General features: G+C 65.4%; 14 protein-coding genes. 4 read left to right on the top strand and 10 right to left on the bottom strand.

The window, feature by feature from the left end:
• Positions 1 to 148: 148 nt before the first annotated feature.
• From GL300_RS05185 to GL300_RS05160, 6 genes are all read right to left on the bottom strand, one after another.
• Positions 149 to 640 (bottom strand): RNA pyrophosphohydrolase, encoded by a 492-nt coding sequence (locus tag GL300_RS05185; protein WP_155038467.1) that lies wholly within the window; start codon positions 638 to 640, stop codon positions 149 to 151.
• Positions 637 to 2,055, bottom strand: coding sequence for a S41 family peptidase (locus GL300_RS05180; RefSeq protein WP_155038466.1), 1,419 nt, complete (start codon positions 2,053 to 2,055; stop codon positions 637 to 639). The genes GL300_RS05185 and GL300_RS05180 overlap by 4 nt, the downstream gene beginning before the upstream one ends.
• Positions 2,052 to 3,293: a murein hydrolase activator EnvC family protein gene (locus GL300_RS05175; protein WP_155038465.1), complete on the bottom strand. Its 1,242-nt coding sequence runs from the start codon at positions 3,291 to 3,293 to the stop codon at positions 2,052 to 2,054. Before GL300_RS05175 ends, GL300_RS05180 begins: the two co-directional genes overlap by 4 nt.
• Positions 3,290 to 4,813, bottom strand: a complete 1,524-nt coding sequence (gene gpmI, locus GL300_RS05170; protein WP_155038464.1) for a 2,3-bisphosphoglycerate-independent phosphoglycerate mutase — start codon at positions 4,811 to 4,813, stop codon at positions 3,290 to 3,292. The genes GL300_RS05175 and gpmI overlap by 4 nt, the downstream gene beginning before the upstream one ends.
• 216 nt (positions 4,814 to 5,029) lie before the next feature.
• Positions 5,030 to 6,202 carry a dual-specificity RNA methyltransferase RlmN gene (gene rlmN, locus GL300_RS05165; RefSeq protein ID WP_155038463.1) on the bottom strand — a complete coding sequence of 391 codons (1,173 nt, stop codon included), beginning with the start codon at positions 6,200 to 6,202 and terminating at the stop codon, positions 5,030 to 5,032.
• Between the two features lie 118 nt (positions 6,203 to 6,320).
• A complete protein-coding gene (locus tag GL300_RS05160) occupies positions 6,321 to 6,851 on the bottom strand; it encodes an invasion associated locus B family protein (protein WP_155038462.1) in 531 nt (176 codons plus the stop codon).
• 150 nt (positions 6,852 to 7,001) lie between these two features.
• Between GL300_RS05160 and GL300_RS05155 the strand changes: the two genes are divergently transcribed.
• Positions 7,002 to 7,988, top strand: a complete 987-nt coding sequence (locus GL300_RS05155; protein ID WP_155038461.1) for an asparaginase — start codon at positions 7,002 to 7,004, stop codon at positions 7,986 to 7,988.
• Positions 7,989 to 8,218: 230 nt separating this feature from the next.
• Positions 8,219 to 9,037 (top strand): calcium-binding protein, encoded by an 819-nt coding sequence (locus tag GL300_RS05150; protein WP_155038460.1) that lies wholly within the window; start codon positions 8,219 to 8,221, stop codon positions 9,035 to 9,037.
• 2 nt (positions 9,038 to 9,039) lie between these two features.
• Here GL300_RS05150 and GL300_RS05145 read toward each other — a convergent pair whose 3' ends face one another.
• The 4 genes from GL300_RS05145 to fsa form a co-directional block, all read right to left on the bottom strand.
• On the bottom strand, positions 9,040 to 9,798 hold the full coding sequence (locus GL300_RS05145) for a TSUP family transporter (RefSeq protein ID WP_155038459.1): 759 nt from the start codon (positions 9,796 to 9,798) through the stop codon (positions 9,040 to 9,042).
• Between the two features lie 115 nt (positions 9,799 to 9,913).
• Positions 9,914 to 10,852 carry a tyrosine recombinase XerC gene (locus tag GL300_RS05140; RefSeq protein WP_155038458.1) on the bottom strand — a complete coding sequence of 313 codons (939 nt, stop codon included), beginning with the start codon at positions 10,850 to 10,852 and terminating at the stop codon, positions 9,914 to 9,916.
• Entirely contained in the window at positions 10,849 to 11,559 is a 711-nt protein-coding gene (locus tag GL300_RS05135) for a DUF484 family protein (protein WP_155038457.1), read from the bottom strand. Before GL300_RS05135 ends, GL300_RS05140 begins: the two co-directional genes overlap by 4 nt.
• Positions 11,559 to 12,212, bottom strand: a complete 654-nt coding sequence (fsa, locus tag GL300_RS05130) for a fructose-6-phosphate aldolase (protein WP_155038456.1) — start codon at positions 12,210 to 12,212, stop codon at positions 11,559 to 11,561. Before fsa ends, GL300_RS05135 begins: the two co-directional genes overlap by 1 nt.
• Positions 12,213 to 12,381: 169 nt before the next feature.
• Here fsa and GL300_RS05125 point away from each other — a divergent pair, with 169 nt between their 5' ends.
• Both GL300_RS05125 and GL300_RS05120 read left to right on the top strand, forming a co-directional pair.
• Entirely contained in the window at positions 12,382 to 14,583 is a 2,202-nt protein-coding gene (locus GL300_RS05125) for a primosomal protein N' (RefSeq protein ID WP_155038455.1), read from the top strand.
• Positions 14,584 to 14,684: 101 nt separating this feature from the next.
• Positions 14,685 to 15,785, top strand: coding sequence for a transglutaminase-like domain-containing protein (locus GL300_RS05120; protein ID WP_155038454.1), 1,101 nt, complete (start codon positions 14,685 to 14,687; stop codon positions 15,783 to 15,785).
• Positions 15,786 to 15,805 lie beyond the last annotated feature (20 nt).

Here is a 15,805-nt window from a genome sequence, read left to right as displayed (position 1 = left end):
TCGGATTGGAATTCGCTACCGGTCGTATCTTGTGGGCCACCGTTGGGGCCGGCGTGGCTGATACCTCACCCCGCTGATCAAGAATTTTGTGAGGTGGGCGAGGACAGGGAGTTCGGGCCTGCGGCCTTAAAGGGGGCGCAGCGCCCCCTTAAGCGACCAGACCGTCGAAGTCCCGGAACACCTGCTCATAGACCGCGCGCTTGAAGGGCACGATGCTGGCGACCAGTTCGGCGGCGGGCATCCATTGCCAGCGATCGAATTCCGGGTGCTCGGTTTCGATGCGCACATCGGCATCCGAGCCGAGGAAGCGCAGGGCCAGCCATTTCTGCTGCTGGCCGCCGAAGCGACCTTTCCAGACCTTGCCCAGAAGCTCGGGCGGCAGGTCGTAGGTGACCCAATCGGGAGATTCGGCCAGCACCTCCACCAGATCGGGGGTGACGCCGGTTTCCTCGACCAGTTCGCGCAAGGCGGCCTGACGCGGGGTTTCACCCGCGTCGATGCCGCCCTGAGGCATTTGCCAGGCGTGCCCCGGATTGTCGATGCGCTGACCGGCGAAGACCAGGCCCTCGCCGTTGATCAGCACCACGCCCGCGCAGGGACGGTAGGGCAGGCCCGAAGGGCCGAGAAGCAATTCGGTCATTGCTTCTTGGCACCCTCATCGGTCGGTTCCACACCCGCAATGGCGGGTTTGGCGGCGTCGGGCACGGCATCGGCATGGAAGCTGACCGCGGCAAGGCCGGTCAGGATATCGACGGCATAGGCCAGTTGGTAATCCTCATCGCGCAGCTTGGCGGTGGCTTCGACCTGCTTGGCCTCTTCCTCGATCTGCTTGCGTTCCTCGTCGCTGATCGAATCGTTGTTCAGCGCGCCGCGCAGATCGGCTTCCGAGTTCAGGAATTTCGATTCGGTCTTGGGCTTGCCTTCTTCGCCTTCCGCAACGGGCTTGGCCGGGGGCTGCTGGACGATGATGTCGGGCTGGATGCCCAGCGACTGAATCGAGCGGCCGGACGGTGTGTAGTAGCGCGCTGTGGTCAGGCGGATGGCGCTGTCCGAGGTCACCGGCATCACCGTCTGGACCGAGCCCTTGCCGAAGGATTTGGTGCCGACGACGATGGCGCGACGGTGGTCCTGCAGCGCGCCGGTCACGATTTCCGAGGCCGAGGCCGAGCCGCCATTGATCAGCACGACCATCGGCTTGCCCTGTGCCAGATCGCCGGTCTCGGCGTTCCAGCGCTCCGATTCCTCGGGCTTGCGGCCGCGGGTCGAGACGATCTCACCCTTGTCGAGGAAGGCGTCCGAAACCTCGATCGCCTGATTGAGCAGGCCGCCGGGGTTGTTGCGCAGGTCCAGCACGAAGCCGGTGATCTTGTCCATGCCGCCCGCATCCTTGACGGCCTTGGCCATCTCGGTCTTCAGCGTGTCCATGGTTTCGTCGTTGAAGGTCGAGACGCGCAGGACCACGGAATGGCCCTCGATCCGGGTCTTGACCACGGTCAGCTTGATGGTGTCGCGCACGATGGTCAGATCGAAGGGCTCGGGTTCGCCCTCGCGCAGGATGGTGATCTTGATCTCGGAGCCGACCGGCCCGCGCATCTTCTCGACCGATTCGTCCAGCGTCAGGCCCATCAGCGATTCGCCGTTCACATGGGTGATGAAGTCGCCAGCCTTGACGCCGGCTTCCGCAGCAGGCGTGTCGTCGATGGGCGAGATGACCTTCACAAGGCCGTCTTCCTGCCCGACCTCGATGCCGAGGCCGCCGAAGCTGCCACGGGTCTGGGTCTGCATGTCCTCATAGTCCTTGGCCGACAGGAATGAGCTGTGCGGGTCAAGCGAGGTCAGCATGCCGTTGATTGCGGCCTCGATCAGGGTCTTGTCATCGACCTGCTCGACATAATCCGCACGGACGCGCTCGAACACATTTCCGAACAGATCAAGCTGTTCGTAGATCGAGGCGTTCTTGCCGGACTCCTGCGCGACGAGGGGGCCCGCGAATTGCGTGGCGACGACTGCGCCCGCCAGAGTGCCGATCGCGCCGGCCAGAAGGTAATGTTTCATTCCGTGTTTCCGTCCTGCCCGGTTTCGTTTTGGCCCATGGTGTCGCGGCTGGCCTCGCCCATGATGGGATTCATCACGAACCACTCGGCCGGGTCCAGTGTTTCCTTGCCTTTGCGGAGTTCAACATACAGTGTTTCGCTCTGTCCAGCGCCACCGCCAAGCGCTGCATTGGCGACGAACTCGGCCCCGAATTCCTCGGCGGGCGGTTCGGCGCCGCCCATCAGCCCGAGGGGCTCACCGGCGGCAAGGACATCGCCGACCTCGCCGAAGACCTGCGACAGGCCCGCAAAGATCATCAGATAGCCGCGCGCCGGCTCGACGATCATGACATTGCCGTAATCCAGCAGCGGGCCGCGATAGCGGATGGTGGCAGCCCATGGCGTAGTGACCAGCGCGGCGGTACCGGTGGCGATGATCAGGCCGGGGCGTTGGATGCCGGCGGCATCGGGTTCGTTGTAATGGCGCAACACCGTGCCCATGACGGGCAAAGGCAGGCTGCCCTCGGCCCCTTCGAAATCAGCCATCGGCGCGCCGACATCCTGCTCCAGTCCAACGATACCCGAGGCAAAGGCGTCCAGCGTATCCGCCGATTGGATCAGCGCGGTCAGTTCGGCCGGATTGTCGCCGAAGCGGACCGGCATTTCCGAGCGGTCGGTGACCGCCGAGGCCAGCAGCCGCCGCGCTTCCTGCACCTGCGCCAACCCCTGCGCCAGCGTGTTCGCGGCATTCAGCTGCAGGGTGCGGACGGTGCGGATTTCCTCAAGCTGCTTTTGCATGGTCTCGGCCTCGGCCTGCAGACCCGGCGCGACCGAGGACAGGATCATCCCCGCCCGTGCCGACGCTTCCGGTCCTGCCGGGTGCAAAAGCAGCATGGTCTCGGGCGAGCGCTGCATGGCGGTCATCACGCCCACCACCCGGCCCAGCTTGTCGCGGCGAGCTTCGAATTCGGCGCGGATCTGCTGTTCGCGGATGCCGGCGCGGCGCAACCCGTCGCGCAGCGCCGACAGGCCCTGCTCATAGGCGCGGATCATCTGGGTGAGCGAGGCGACCTGATCCTCTTTGCTCAAGGCGCTGTCCAGCTGGCCGGTGGCATTGCGCAGCATCTCGGCTGCCTCTGCCGCTTCCTGCGCCGCCTGACCCAGCGTCGCGGATTGTTGCACCGACCCGGCCTGCTGGGCAGGCGCGACCGAGGCGATGCTTGCGGCTAGAAGCGCGGGCAGGAGGAACTTCAGCTTCATGCGCGGTCGATCAGCGAGCTGCCGGTCATTTCGGGCGGCAAGTCCAGACCCATCAGGTCCAGCACGGTCGGCGCGACATCGGCCAGACGGCCATTATGCAGACTGGCACCCGCAGGTCCGCCAAAGACGATCACCGGGACCGGATTGACGGTATGGGCGGTATGCGGACCACCGCTTTCCGGGTCGATCATGGTTTCGCAATTGCCGTGATCGGCGATGACCACGGCGGCGCCACCGACCTTTTCCAGCGCCTCCAGCATCATGCCAAGACCCTTGTCCACCGCCTCGCAGGCGCGGATCGCGGCGGGCAGGCTGCCGGTATGGCCGACCATGTCGGGATTGGCGAAATTGACCACGATCAGGTCGTAGCCCTGTTCAATCGCTTCAACCAGCTTGGCGCTGACCTCGGGCGCGGCCATTTCCGGGGCAAGGTCATAGGTCGCGACCTTGGGGCTGGAGGGCATGAAGCGGTCCTCGCCCGGCTCGGGGGTCTCCTTGCCGCCATTCAGGAAGAAGGTGACATGGGGGTATTTCTCGGTCTCGGCCAGACGGAACTGGCGCAGGCCCTTGGCCGCGACCCATGCGCCGATGGTGTTGGCGACCTGCCGCTTGGGATAGGCGGCCTCCATATATTCGTCATGCTTGGCCGAATAATCGACCATGCCCAGCAGCGCCGCCCATTCAGGCCGCTTGCCGGTGTCGAAGGCGTCGAAGCCGGGCTGGCCGATGGCGGCAAGGATCTCTCGCGCGCGATCGGCACGGAAGTTCAGGCAGAAGAAGCCGTCGCCATCTTTCGCGCCTTGATAGCCTTCCAGCACGGTCGGCTGGATGAATTCGTCGGTTTCCTCACGCTGATAGGCGCTTTGGACGGCATGTGAGGCGTCGGGGGCGGACAGGCCCTCGGCCCGAACCATCGCGGCAAAGGCGCGGCTGACGCGTTCCCAGCGGTTGTCGCGATCCATGGCGTAATAGCGCCCGATCACCGTGCCGATGCGGACGCCTGCGGGCAGGTTGCCCATCAGCTCGGTGACAAAGCCCATGGCCGATTGTGGCGGCACGTCACGGCCATCGGTGATGGCATGCAGCACGACCGGGACACCCTTGTCGGCCACGGCGCGGGCGGCGGCGATGACATGCTGGATATGGCCATGCACGCCCCCGTCCGAAACGACGCCCATCAGATGCGCGGTGCCGCCGCTGGCCTTGAGCTTGCGGACGAACTCGCCAAGGGGCGTATTGCCGTAGAAACTGCCATCCTCGATTGCCAGATCGATCTGGCCCAGATCCATCGCCACAACGCGACCTGCACCGATATTGGTGTGCCCGACCTCGGAATTGCCCATCTGGCCCTTGGGCAGGCCGACATCGGGGCCAAAGGTGATCAGCCTGCCATGCGGGCATTCGCGCATCAGCCGGTCGAAATTCGGGGTCTCGGCCTGATCCGGCGCGCTCTGCTCGGGCCGCGAGGAAATGCCCCAGCCATCAAGGATGCAAAGGACGACGGGTTTGCGTTCAGTCATGGGCGCCTCACTCAGGGTCGTCATGCTTCTACGACCCACGCGGGCGCAGGGCAAGTTCGCCGCCGCTTGCCCGCCCGGCCTTGCGCGAATTGCAGCACCGCATGGGTATTTGTGAAACGGAGAAATCGCCTTGTCGCCGGAAATTGCGCGGCGCTGCGATTTCTCCGTTTCTTAAATACCCATGCAAGGCTTGTGATAGCGCGGGAAGCGCGGGCCTCAGGCGCGGGCTTCGGCGGCGATCTGGGCGGCGTTCTTGCGGCCGCGCTCGGTGGCGGATTTCAGCTGGCCACAGGCGGCCATGATGTCCTCGCCGCGCGGGGTGCGGATCGGGCTGGCATAACCGGCCTTGTGGATGATGTCGGCAAAGGCCTCGATGCGTTCCCAGCTGGAGCGCTTGTAGGCCACGCCCGGCCATTCGTTGAACGGGATCAGGTTGATCTTGGCCGGGATGCCGCGGATCAGCTTGACCAGACGGCGGGCGTCTTCGTCGCTGTCATTCACGCCGTCCAGCATCACATATTCAAAGGTGATGCGTTCCGAATTCGACAGCCGCGGATATTCGCGCAGCGCGTTCAGCAGCGTCTCGATGTTCCATTTCTTATTCACCGGGACCAGCATGTTGCGGGTCTCATCGGTGGTGGCATGGAAGCTCACGGCCAGAAGGCAGCCGATTTCCTCGGCGGTCTTGGCGATTTCCGGGACGATGCCACTGGTCGACAGGGTGATGCGGCGGCGCGACAGGCTGATGCCCTCATTGTCCATCACCACTTTCATCGCGTCGCGGACATTGTCGAAGTTGTACAGCGGCTCGCCCATGCCCATCAGCACGACGTTCGAGACCAGTCGGGTTTCGTCCTTGGGCGCACCGGGCTGGGGCCATTCGCCCAGATCGTCGCGGGCCAGCATGACCTGGCCGACGATTTCGGCTGCAGTCAGGTTGCGCACCAGTTTCTGCGTGCCGGTGTGGCAGAACGAGCAGGTCAGCGTGCAGCCGACCTGGCTGGAAATGCACAGCGTGCCGCGGCTTTCCTCGGGGATATAAACCGTCTCGACCTCATGGCCGCCAGCGATGCGGACAAGATATTTGCGGGTGCCATCGGCGCTGATCTGGCGGGTGACGACCTCGGGGATGGTGATCTCGAACCGCTCGGCCAGAAAGACGCGGTAATCCTTGGCCAGATTGGTCATTTGCGCAAAGTCGCGCACGCCCCAGTGATAGACCCATTGCCAGATCTGGCCCACGCGCATCTTGGCCTGCTTTTCAGGCGTTCCGGCCTCGATCAGCGCATCGCGCAACTGGTCGCGGGTCAGGCCCACGATGTTCCTGAGCGCCGTCTCGGGCAGCTTGCGCGGGATGGTCAACAGGTCCTGGGTGATCGGGGCGGTCATGGCTGGGGTGTCCGGGCGACGATGGGGGAAGGCGACTATATAGGGTAATCGGGCCAAAAAGAAAACAGGGGCCAAAGCCCCTGTCCTGCGAATCTTCGGGAAATGCGGCGTTCGGGCCTTATTGGCAGCCGGATTTGGCCTTGTTGGTCATCGCGGTGATGCCCGACAGGCTGAACGTGTCCTTGGTCACGGTGCCACGGGCCGAGCGCCCGGTGATGATGGCGCTTGAGCCGCCGCGCAGTGCCGAGATCAGCTTGCCATCCTCGGAGGCCGAGCCCGGCCATGCGCTTTCACCTTCGGTGAACAGCTTGAAGACCTGACCGCCGATATTCACCTCGACCGCCGAATCGGGGGCGAAGGGATAACCGCCCGAGAAGGACACTTCGCCCGAGGACTGGCCGGGGCGATAGGCGACGTAAAGGCGGATGTCGCCTCGGGTCACGTCCTTGGGGGCACCGCTTGCATCGGTGTTCGTCGAGGATTTCGGCGCCGAAACCGCCCAGCATTCCTTGGGACTGCTGGCCGAGAACGCGGTCCAGTCGCCTTCATTGGCGAGCTGCTTGGATGAATCCTGCGCGAATAGGGGGGTGGAAGTGGCGATTGCGACAATCGCGGCTGCCGCCGCCACGCGCGACGCGGAATTCAACATGCTCTGGCCTCCTGCCAAGGTCCGGTTTATCCGGACTTGTTGCCGATGAATGGGGTGGTTTCAACCATCTAGTAGCAGGATAATGCGAAAATCGCAGGTTGAAAAACCCCCGATCGGGGAAATCGCGCGAATGTCAGGGGGAGGGGACAGATGACAGAGGCCCGTTTGATCGAATTGTGGCGTGGAGGCTTGCTGGAAAGCTGCCATCGCGGGCATGTCGTGATCGCCGATGCCAACGGAATCGTCGAGGCCTGGGGCGATCCGGGCGCGGTGATCTTTCCACGTTCGTCCTGCAAGATGATTCAGGCCCTGCCGCTGGTCGAAAGCGGTGCGGCTGATGCTGCGGGTCTTGGCCCCGAACATCTGGCGCTGGCCTGCGCCAGCCATAACGGCGCCGAAATCCATACGCGCCGCGTCGGCGACTGGTTGGCGTCGCTGGGCCTGAGCGAAACCGACCTGCGCTGCGGCAGCCACCTGCCCAATGACCCGGAAGCGCGCAAGGCGCTGATCTGCTCCGACAGCGCGCCTTGCCAGGTGCATAACAACTGCTCGGGCAAGCATGCCGGTTTCCTGACGCTCAACCGGCATCTGCATGGCGGCTCGGAATATGTCGAGCTGGCCCATCCCGTGCAAAAGGCGGTGCGCGCGGCATTCGAGGAAGTCACCGACGAACGCGCTGCGGGCTGGGGGATCGACGGTTGCTCTGCGCCGAATTTCGCCTGCACCGTTGAGGGTTTGGCCCGCGCCATGGCGAGTTTCGCCGCACCGGGCGCCGATTTGCGCGGTGCCGCGCAGACCCGGCTGGTTCAGGCGATGATCGCCCATCCCGAACTGGTCGCCGGTGAAGGCCGCGCCTGCACCGAACTGATGCGCGCCCTTGGCGGTCAGGCCGCGCTGAAGACCGGGGCCGAGGCGGTCTTTGTCGGCATCCTGCCCGAGCGCGGTCTGGGGATCGCGCTGAAGATCGTCGATGGCGGCACGCGCGGGGCCGAGGCGGCGATCACCGCCCTGATGATCCATCTGGGGTTGCTGGATGCCGAGCACCCGGTCGCGCGCAAATACCTGTCCGGGCCGCAGGTGAACTGGCGGGGCAAGGTCACGGGTGAGTTGCGCCGCGCGAAGGGCTTCCCGCAATAGGCGAGGATTCGCCTTTGGGCGGTCATTGTCGACCTGCGGCCTGAGGCAGCAGGCTGCCCCGTGACGCGCAGCGCCCCCGCGGTTTTGCGTCGTTTCCAGCCAGTCGCCGGGACCGGGCCGGGGAAAATCCGCCGATCGCTGGGGGCGGTGTCGTGCTGCGTCGCAGCGACGTCATCGCCATGCCATAAGTGATGCATCACCCTTTGTCTGCATCATGAAAGGAGCCTTTGATGGCGACGCTTTCCTATCGATATTACGCGGTGACCTATGCCGACATGCTGGCCGATGTGGCCGCGACGCTGGATGCGCAGATGGCGCGGCTGGACAGTCTGAACCGGCGCGACGGCACGATGGGCAATGACAGTTTGAACGGCAGTTCCGGTGATGACGGGCTGCTGGGTCTGGCCGGGAATGACAGCATGTCGGGCGGCGCGGGCGTCGATTTCATGCTGGGCGGAACCGGGGATGACAGTTTCTGGGGCGGCGCTCAGGGCGATTTCCTGTTCGGTGATTCCGGCAATGACAGGTTCTGGGGGCAGGCCGGGAATGACTTCATCGATGGCGGTACCGGCAATGACACCGCCTATGGCGGGACCGGGAATGACAGCCTGTACGGGTTTTACGGCAATGACCGGCTGATCGGCGAGGACGGCAACGATTCGCTATATGGCGGATACGGCAATGACAGCCTGATCGGCGGGGCTGGCAAGGACACGCTTCGCGGCGATTTCGGCGATGACACGTTGAACGGCGGCGCGGGCAATGATTTGCTGTCTGGCGGCTGGGGGCATGACACCTTCGTCTATAATGGCGGGGCCGACCGGATCATCGACTTTGAGACCGGCTTGCGGGCGGACAGCACCGAGACCGGCGCCCCTGCCGAGGACATCACCATCGACGTGGCCGGGATCGACAATTACGCCGCGCTGATGGGCGTGGCGGAAAAAGTCGGCAAGGACGTGCTCTTTGATTTCGGCGGCGGCAAGACGCTGGTGCTGGAGGGCGTGCCGCTGGCCCAGCTGGAAGCCTCGATGTTCGACTTCGTCTGAAGTCAGAGCAACTGCCAGATCAACCGCAGGGCAAGGGCGCTGGAGGTGACGACCAGCAGCGGCTTGATCACCCGCGACCCAATCCTTGCCGCCAGCCGTGAGCCCAGAAGCGCCCCCGCGATCTGGGCCACGGCCATCAGCCCGCCCAGCAGCCACAGGGGCTTTGCCACCGCCGCGAATGCAACCAGTCCACCCAGATTCGAAGCGAAGTTCAACAGCTTGGTATGCGCCGTCGCCTTGAGCACGCCGTAGCCCGCCAGCATGACGAAACCCAGCATCAGGAAGGCCCCGGTCCCCGGTCCGACCAGCCCGTCATAGAAGGCGATGGCCGGGATGATGCTGAGGGTGAACATCTCGGGCGACATGCGCCGGGTGCGGTCGATGTCGTTAAGGCCCGGCTTGAAGGCAAAGAACAATGCGATCGCGATCAGCAGGACCGGCAGGAAATAGTAAAGCGCCTGTGTCGGGATCGAGGTCACGAACAGCGCCCCCGACAGGCCCGCGGCAAATGCCACCGCCGCCGCGCCCAGCTGCTGGCCGGGATCGACCAGACCCTTGCGGGCATAGGATATCGCTGCCGTCGCCGCGCCGAACACGCCCTGCACCTTGTTCGTGGCCAGCGCCTGCGTCGGCGGAATGCCCGCAAGCATCAGCACCGGGACGGTGATCAGCCCGCCGCCCCCTGCAATCGCGTCGACAAAGCCCGCGGCAAAGGCCGCGGCCACAAGGATGAGGACGAGTTCAAGGGAAAGGTCGAGCATTCCCGCCTCTTGGGACGGCGGTCGCGAATTGTAAAGGTCGCGGGTGTCGCAGCCTTGCCGGGGTATTTAAGAAACGGAGAAGCTGCGGGAAAAGCGCAACAGGGCGGCGAGCGTGTCAGCCGCGCGGATGGGCAGCATGATAGATCGCGAGCAGCCTTGCATCGTCGACGCCGGTATAGACCTGCGTGGTCGACAGGCTGGCATGGCCCAGCAGTTCCTGAATCGTGCGCAGATCGCCCCCCGCTGCCAGCAGATGCGTGGCGAAGGAATGGCGCAGCGCATGGGGCGTGGCCGAAGGCGGCAGGCCCAGCGACTGGCGCATGATCCGCATGGCATGGCCCAGAACCGAAGGGTTCAGCCGCCCGCCGCGCGCGCCGCGAAAGATCGGGGATTCGGGTTCGTCGGGGTAGGGGCAAAGGCGCAGATATTCGGCCACCGCCTGACGGGCGACGGGCAGCACCGGGACCTGCCGTTCCTTCTGTCCCTTGCCGCGGATGGTCAGGGCTTCTCGCAAAGGCAGGTCCGAGCCGTTGAGCTGAAGTGCTTCCGAGATACGCAGCCCGCAGCCGTAAAGCAGGGTCAGAACCGCCGTGTCGCGCGCCGCGATCCAGGGCTCGGGGTGGGATTCGGCGGCAATGTCCAGCAGATCCTGCGCCTGGTCGGGGGCCAGCGGTCGGGGCAGCGAGCGGGTAAACTTCGGCCCGCGCGAGGCCAGCGCCTTGGAGGCGTCAAAGCCATGGCGGTCGGACATCCAGCGGATGAAGCTGCGCACCGCCGACAGCCTGCGCGCCAGAGAACGTGCCCCAAGGCCGCGCCCGCGTTCCGAGGCCGAAAAGGCCCGCATGTCGGATTGGGTCAGCTCTCCCAGCGTGCCGGGCACGGCGGCGCGGCCGTGATAGCCGCCAAGAAAGCCCAGAAAGGCCAGCAGATCGGCCTGATAGGCGCGGATGGTGTGATCGGAACGGTCGCGGGCCGCGCGTTCGCTGTCGAGCCAGCGTTTGAGCTGTTCGGCCATCAGCGGGGCCAGCGCAAGGGGCTGCTCCCCGGTGGTCATTCCCGCAGCCACGAGATCAGAACAAGCCGGAAGGCCTGCCCGAAGAAGCGCAGCAGGTCGGTGCCATGCGCCGGGTTGAAGCGCGACAGATCGGCCGAGCCCATCAGCAGCAGTGCCGGGAAACGTCCGGGGCCAAGATCGATGGGCAGCAGCGCCTCGGACCGGATCGGGGCACGCGAGGTGCCGTGATGGGGCAGGGTCTGTTCGGCGGCACGGCGCAGGATGATGTCGTCGCCCCGCGGTGCGCGACGCCCGCCCGAGATCAGGTCGGCAACGGTTCCGGTGGGCACGATGCCTAGCGGACCCGCGACATCGCGTGGCGGTGCGGCCGTGCCCGATTCCATGATCAGGCGCAGGGTTTCCACCCGCAGGATCGGCGCGACCGAGGATTCGAGATTTTCCAGAAATGCCTCGAAATCCATCGGCTCCAGCAACGACAGAACCGCGCGATGGATGGTGTTCATCCCCGATTGGTTGTCATAGGCGGCCGAAATCACGGATTCATGGGCAGTCTCCAGACGATCGAGGCGGGTTTCCAGCGCCTCCATCGCCCGGCCGCGGATATCGACGACATTGTCGCCGAAATCCGCTTCGCGCGCGCCGATCAGCGCGCGCATCAGGTCGCGGTCGGAAAGGATCAGCTCAGGCCGGGCAAGAAGCCGGGCGCGCAGATCCTCGGGAAGATCGACGGCCTGATCCTTGCTCATCAGCCGATCTTCTGCCCGGTCTTGGCCCAGTCGGCGTCGAATTGCGCCAGACCCTTGTCGGTCAGGATGTGATTCGCCATCGACTTGATGACCGAGGGCGGCGCGGTGATCACGTCGGCGCCAACGCGGGCGGCGTCGGTGATGTGGTTCACTGAACGGATCGAGGCCGCAAGGATCTCGGTCTTGAAGTCGTAATTGTCATAGATGACGCGGATGTCCTCGATCAGCTGCATGCCGTCGAGGTTGATGTCATCCAGACGACCGATGAAGGGGCTGATGAAGGTCGCGCCGGCTTTGGCGGCCAGAATCGCCTGAGCCGCGCTGAAGCACAGGGTCACGTTGACCATGTGGCCTTCCGAGGACAGGACCTTACAGGCTTTCAGCCCGTCCCAGGTCAGCGGCACCTTGACGGTGATGTTGGGCGCGATGGTGGCAAGGTGCTTGCCTTCGCGGATCATGTCGGCGGCGTCCTTGGCGACGACCTCGGCGCTGACCGGACCGGTGACGATGTCACAGATTTCCTTGGTCACTTCGATGATGTCGCGGCCCGATTTCAGGATCAGCGAGGGGTTGGTGGTGACGCCATCGACCATGCCCAGATCGTTCAGTTCACGGATGGCGGCGGTGTCGGCGGTATCGACGAAGAATTTCATGGCTCATGCCCTTGTTGCGGCTTTGCGCCGGGTTTAGCCCATAAACCGTCGCGGGTGAAGTCCGGGTGTCCGGCTTGCGACCGATGGACGCCGCGTGTCACACTCTGGCCAGCCTCGCCGGAGAATGCCGTGACTGCCCGACCCATCCAGATCCGGACCGCCTGAACGCATGGACCGGCCACTTTTCTATCCCCATGGTGCGCGCATTGCCGTGCTGACGCAGGAAGTCGTCGGCGTGCTGGATTATCTGGCACCCGAGGGCGGCGTGCGGCTGGGGCAGCTGGTCGTCGTGCCCCTGGGGCCGCGTCGGGTGATGGGCGCGGTCTGGGGTCCGGGCATGGGCGATTTCGACATGGCCAAGCTGCGCCCCGTCGCGCGGCTGGTCGATGCGCCGCCCCTTGCCCCCGAGATGATCGAGTTCCTGACCCGGATGGGTGAATATACCCTGACGCCCTTGCCCTCAATGCTGCGGATGGCGACGCGGGCGCCGGATCTGGACCAGCCGCCCTCGGCCCGGCGGATCATCCACCGCGCCGGACCCCCGCCCGAGCGGATGACCGATGCCCGCGCCGCGGTGTTGCGGGTGATCGAGGATCATGGCGGGGCCGGTTTCGCGCCGGGCGAGCTGGCGCAGCTGGCCGGTGTCACCGGCAGCGTGGTGCAGGGGTTGGTCAAGGCGGGCACGCTGGCCGAGACGCTTGCGCCCCGCGACACCCCTTATCCGATGCTGGACCCGGACCTGCCCGGCAAGCCCTTGGCCGCCGATCAGGCCGAGGCGGCGGGGCAGTTGCGCGATGCCCTGAAGGCCCGCCGCTACGGCACCACCTTGCTGCGCGGCGTCACTGGCTCGGGCAAGACCGAGGTTTACCTTGAGGCCGTGGCGGAATGCCTGCGGCAGGGGCGGCAGGCGCTGGTCCTGTTGCCGGAAATCGCGCTGTCCTCGGAGTTCCTGAACCGGGTCGAGGCGCGTTTCGGCGCGCGTCCGGGCGAATGGCATAGCGGCATCACCCGCACCGAACGCCGCAGGTTGTGGACCATGGCTGCGACGAACCATGTCGGCATGGTGGTGGGGGCGCGCTCGGCCCTGTTTCTGCCTTTTGCCGACCTGGGGCTGATCGTCGTCGATGAGGAGCATGACGGGTCCTACAAGCAAGAGGATGTGGTGTTCTACAGCGCCCGCGACATGGCGGTGCTGCGCGCCAGCATTGCCGGGGCGCAGGTGGTGCTGGCCTCGGCCACGCCCTCGCTGGAGTCTTGGGTGAATGCGGGGGCGGGGAAATATGCCCGGATCGACTTGCGTTCGCGCTATGGCACGGCGGAGCTGCCGGAAATGGGCGCAATCGACCTGCGCCAGCAAGAGATGGAGAAGGGGCGCTGGATCTCGCCCCGGCTGGCCGCCGAGATCCGGGTACGACAAGCGCGGGGCGAACAGTCGCTGCTGTTCCTGAACCGTCGCGGCTATGCGCCGATCACCGCCTGCCGGGCCTGTGGTCAGCAGGTTGGCTGCGATCAGTGCGACGCGCGCATGGTCGAGCATCGCTTCCAGAACCGTCTGGTGTGTCACCAATGCGGCGAGACGAAGCCCATCCCCGTCGCCTGTCCCAGTTGCGGGGTCGAAGGACGGATGACCGCCATCGGACCGGGCGTCGAGCGTCTGGCCGAGGAGGTGGCCGAGCGCTTCCCCGATGCCCGCGCGACGGTGCTGTCCTCGGACCTGTTCCATTCCGCCCGTGCGTTGAAAGAAGCCATCGCCCAGATCAGCGAGGGGCAGACCGATATCATCATCGGCACCCAGATCGTGGCCAAGGGGCACAATTTCCCCGGCCTGACGCTGGTTGGCGTGATCGACGCGGATCTGGGCCTGCAAGGCGCCGACATGCGCGCGGCTGAACGCAGCTTTCAGTTGATGCGGCAGGTAGCAGGGCGTGCGGGGCGCGAGGGGGGCGATGCGCGGGGTCTGGCCCTGTTGCAGACCCACCAGCCCGAGCATCCGGTGATCCGGGCGATCCTGTCGGGCGAGGACGAAGATTTCTGGGACGCCGAGGCCGCGCAGCGCAGGCAGGCCGGGATGCCGCCCTTTGGCCGGTTGGCGGGGGTGATCCTGTCCCATCCCGACCAGCCCGTGGTCGAGGATTACGCCCGCGAACTGGCCCGCCGCGCCGCGCCCCTGCAACGGATCGGGGCCGAGCTTTGGGGTCCGGCCCCCGCGCCCATCGCCCGCATCCGCGGCCGGTTCCGGGTGCGGATGCTGATCCGCGCGCCCCGGCAGGCGCCGGTGCAGCAGGCGATCTCGGACTGGTTGGCCATGGCCCCGAAACCACCCACCAACCTGCGGCTGTCGGTCGATATCGACCCGCAGAGCTTCTTTTGAACGCCCAATCCAAAGTTGATCCGCGCGGACATCGCAGCTAGCCTTCAGAAGCAATCGGCGGGGCCGAGGCCCTGTCTCTTTCGGATGAAAGGTGGCTCTCCATGATCTCGCGTTCTCGTCGAAATGTCCTGAAACTCGCGCTGCTTGCCGGGGCCGTGCCGATGCTGGGCGGGGTCGCCCGACAGGCCCTTGCCGGCGATCGCCCCTATGCGCCTGCGGCCAGCGACTGGCGCAAGTTTCAGACCCGCACCGTCATCACACTACCCGAAGGGCCCGGCCCGGCGCAGGTCTGGTTGCCGGTGCCTTCGATCGACAGCGACTATCAGCGCAGCCTTGACGACAGCTGGACCGGCAATGCGACCTCGGCCGAGCTGGTGACCGACAAGTCCGGCGCGAAATTCCTGCATGCCAGCTTTGAAAACGGCGGCGCGCCGCATCTGGAACTGGTCAGCACCGTACAGACCCGCAATCGCACCATCGACTGGACCAAGGAATCCGCCTTTAAGGAGGACCCGGCAATCCTGAAAGCCGCGCTGCAACCGTCCGGCTATAAGCCTTTGGATGGTGTCGTGGCCGAGACGGCGGCCAAGATCACCAAAGGGGCCGAGACCGATGTGGATCGGGTGCGCCTGATCTACAATTGGATCGTCGAGCATTGCTACCGCAACATGGACACGCCCGGCTGTGGTCCGGGCGACAATGTGGCGACGCTGACCACTGCCGGGCTGGGCGGCAAATGCGCCGATCTGAACGGGCTTTTCGTGGGTCTTGCACGGGCCTCGGGGGTGCCGGCGCGGGATGTGTTCGGGGTAAGGGTCGCGCCCTCGGCCTTTGGCTACAAGCAGCTTGGCGCGAACAGCGCGACCATCACCGGGGCGCAGCATTGCCGCGCCGAGGTCTACCTGACCGGTTATGGCTGGGTGGCGATGGATCCGGCGGATGTGCTGAAGGTCATGCGCGCCGAGACCGAGACCTGGATCAAGGACCCGGACGATCCGCTGGTCAAGCAGGTCAATGGCGCGCTGTTCGGCAATTGGGAGGGCAATTGGGTCGCCTATAACACCGCCGAGGATCTGCATCTGCCGGGCCGTGCCGCCGTGCTGCCCTTCATGATGTATCCGCAGGCGAATGTCGGCGACCAGATCGTGAACGAACTGGACGCCAAGGCCTTCACCTATGAGATCACCGCCGCCGAGGCGTGATCCCGCGCGGGAAGCCGGGA

Source organism: Paracoccus litorisediminis, from assembly GCF_009711205.1.
In the GTDB taxonomy this organism is placed as follows: domain Bacteria; phylum Pseudomonadota; class Alphaproteobacteria; order Rhodobacterales; family Rhodobacteraceae; genus Paracoccus; species Paracoccus litorisediminis.
The sequence above is the reverse complement of the archived record's forward strand: the minus strand, read 5'-3'. Positions and strand labels throughout refer to the sequence as shown.

Excerpts from the sequence above, each read along its gene's own strand:
- GL300_RS05120 (WP_155038454.1), top strand. The coding sequence starts at position 14,685 with ATGATCTCGCGTTCTCGTCGAAATGTCCTGAAACTCGCGCTGCTTGCC.
- GL300_RS05175 (WP_155038465.1), bottom strand. The coding sequence starts at position 3,293 with ATGAAGCTGAAGTTCCTCCTGCCCGCGCTTCTAGCCGCAAGCATCGCC.
- GL300_RS05185 (WP_155038467.1), bottom strand. The coding sequence starts at position 640 with ATGACCGAATTGCTTCTCGGCCCTTCGGGCCTGCCCTACCGTCCCTGC.
- GL300_RS05135 (WP_155038457.1), bottom strand. The coding sequence starts at position 11,559 with ATGAGCAAGGATCAGGCCGTCGATCTTCCCGAGGATCTGCGCGCCCGG.
- GL300_RS05155 (WP_155038461.1), top strand. The coding sequence starts at position 7,002 with ATGACAGAGGCCCGTTTGATCGAATTGTGGCGTGGAGGCTTGCTGGAA.
- GL300_RS05145 (WP_155038459.1), bottom strand. The coding sequence starts at position 9,798 with ATGCTCGACCTTTCCCTTGAACTCGTCCTCATCCTTGTGGCCGCGGCC.
- gpmI (WP_155038464.1), bottom strand. The coding sequence starts at position 4,813 with ATGACTGAACGCAAACCCGTCGTCCTTTGCATCCTTGATGGCTGGGGC.
- fsa (WP_155038456.1), bottom strand. The coding sequence starts at position 12,212 with ATGAAATTCTTCGTCGATACCGCCGACACCGCCGCCATCCGTGAACTG.
- GL300_RS05180 (WP_155038466.1), bottom strand. The coding sequence starts at position 2,055 with ATGAAACATTACCTTCTGGCCGGCGCGATCGGCACTCTGGCGGGCGCA.
- GL300_RS05125 (WP_155038455.1), top strand. The coding sequence starts at position 12,382 with ATGGACCGGCCACTTTTCTATCCCCATGGTGCGCGCATTGCCGTGCTG.
- GL300_RS05140 (WP_155038458.1), bottom strand. The coding sequence starts at position 10,852 with ATGACCACCGGGGAGCAGCCCCTTGCGCTGGCCCCGCTGATGGCCGAA.
- GL300_RS05150 (WP_155038460.1), top strand. The coding sequence starts at position 8,219 with ATGGCGACGCTTTCCTATCGATATTACGCGGTGACCTATGCCGACATG.
- GL300_RS05160 (WP_155038462.1), bottom strand. The coding sequence starts at position 6,851 with ATGTTGAATTCCGCGTCGCGCGTGGCGGCGGCAGCCGCGATTGTCGCA.
- rlmN (WP_155038463.1), bottom strand. The coding sequence starts at position 6,202 with ATGACCGCCCCGATCACCCAGGACCTGTTGACCATCCCGCGCAAGCTG.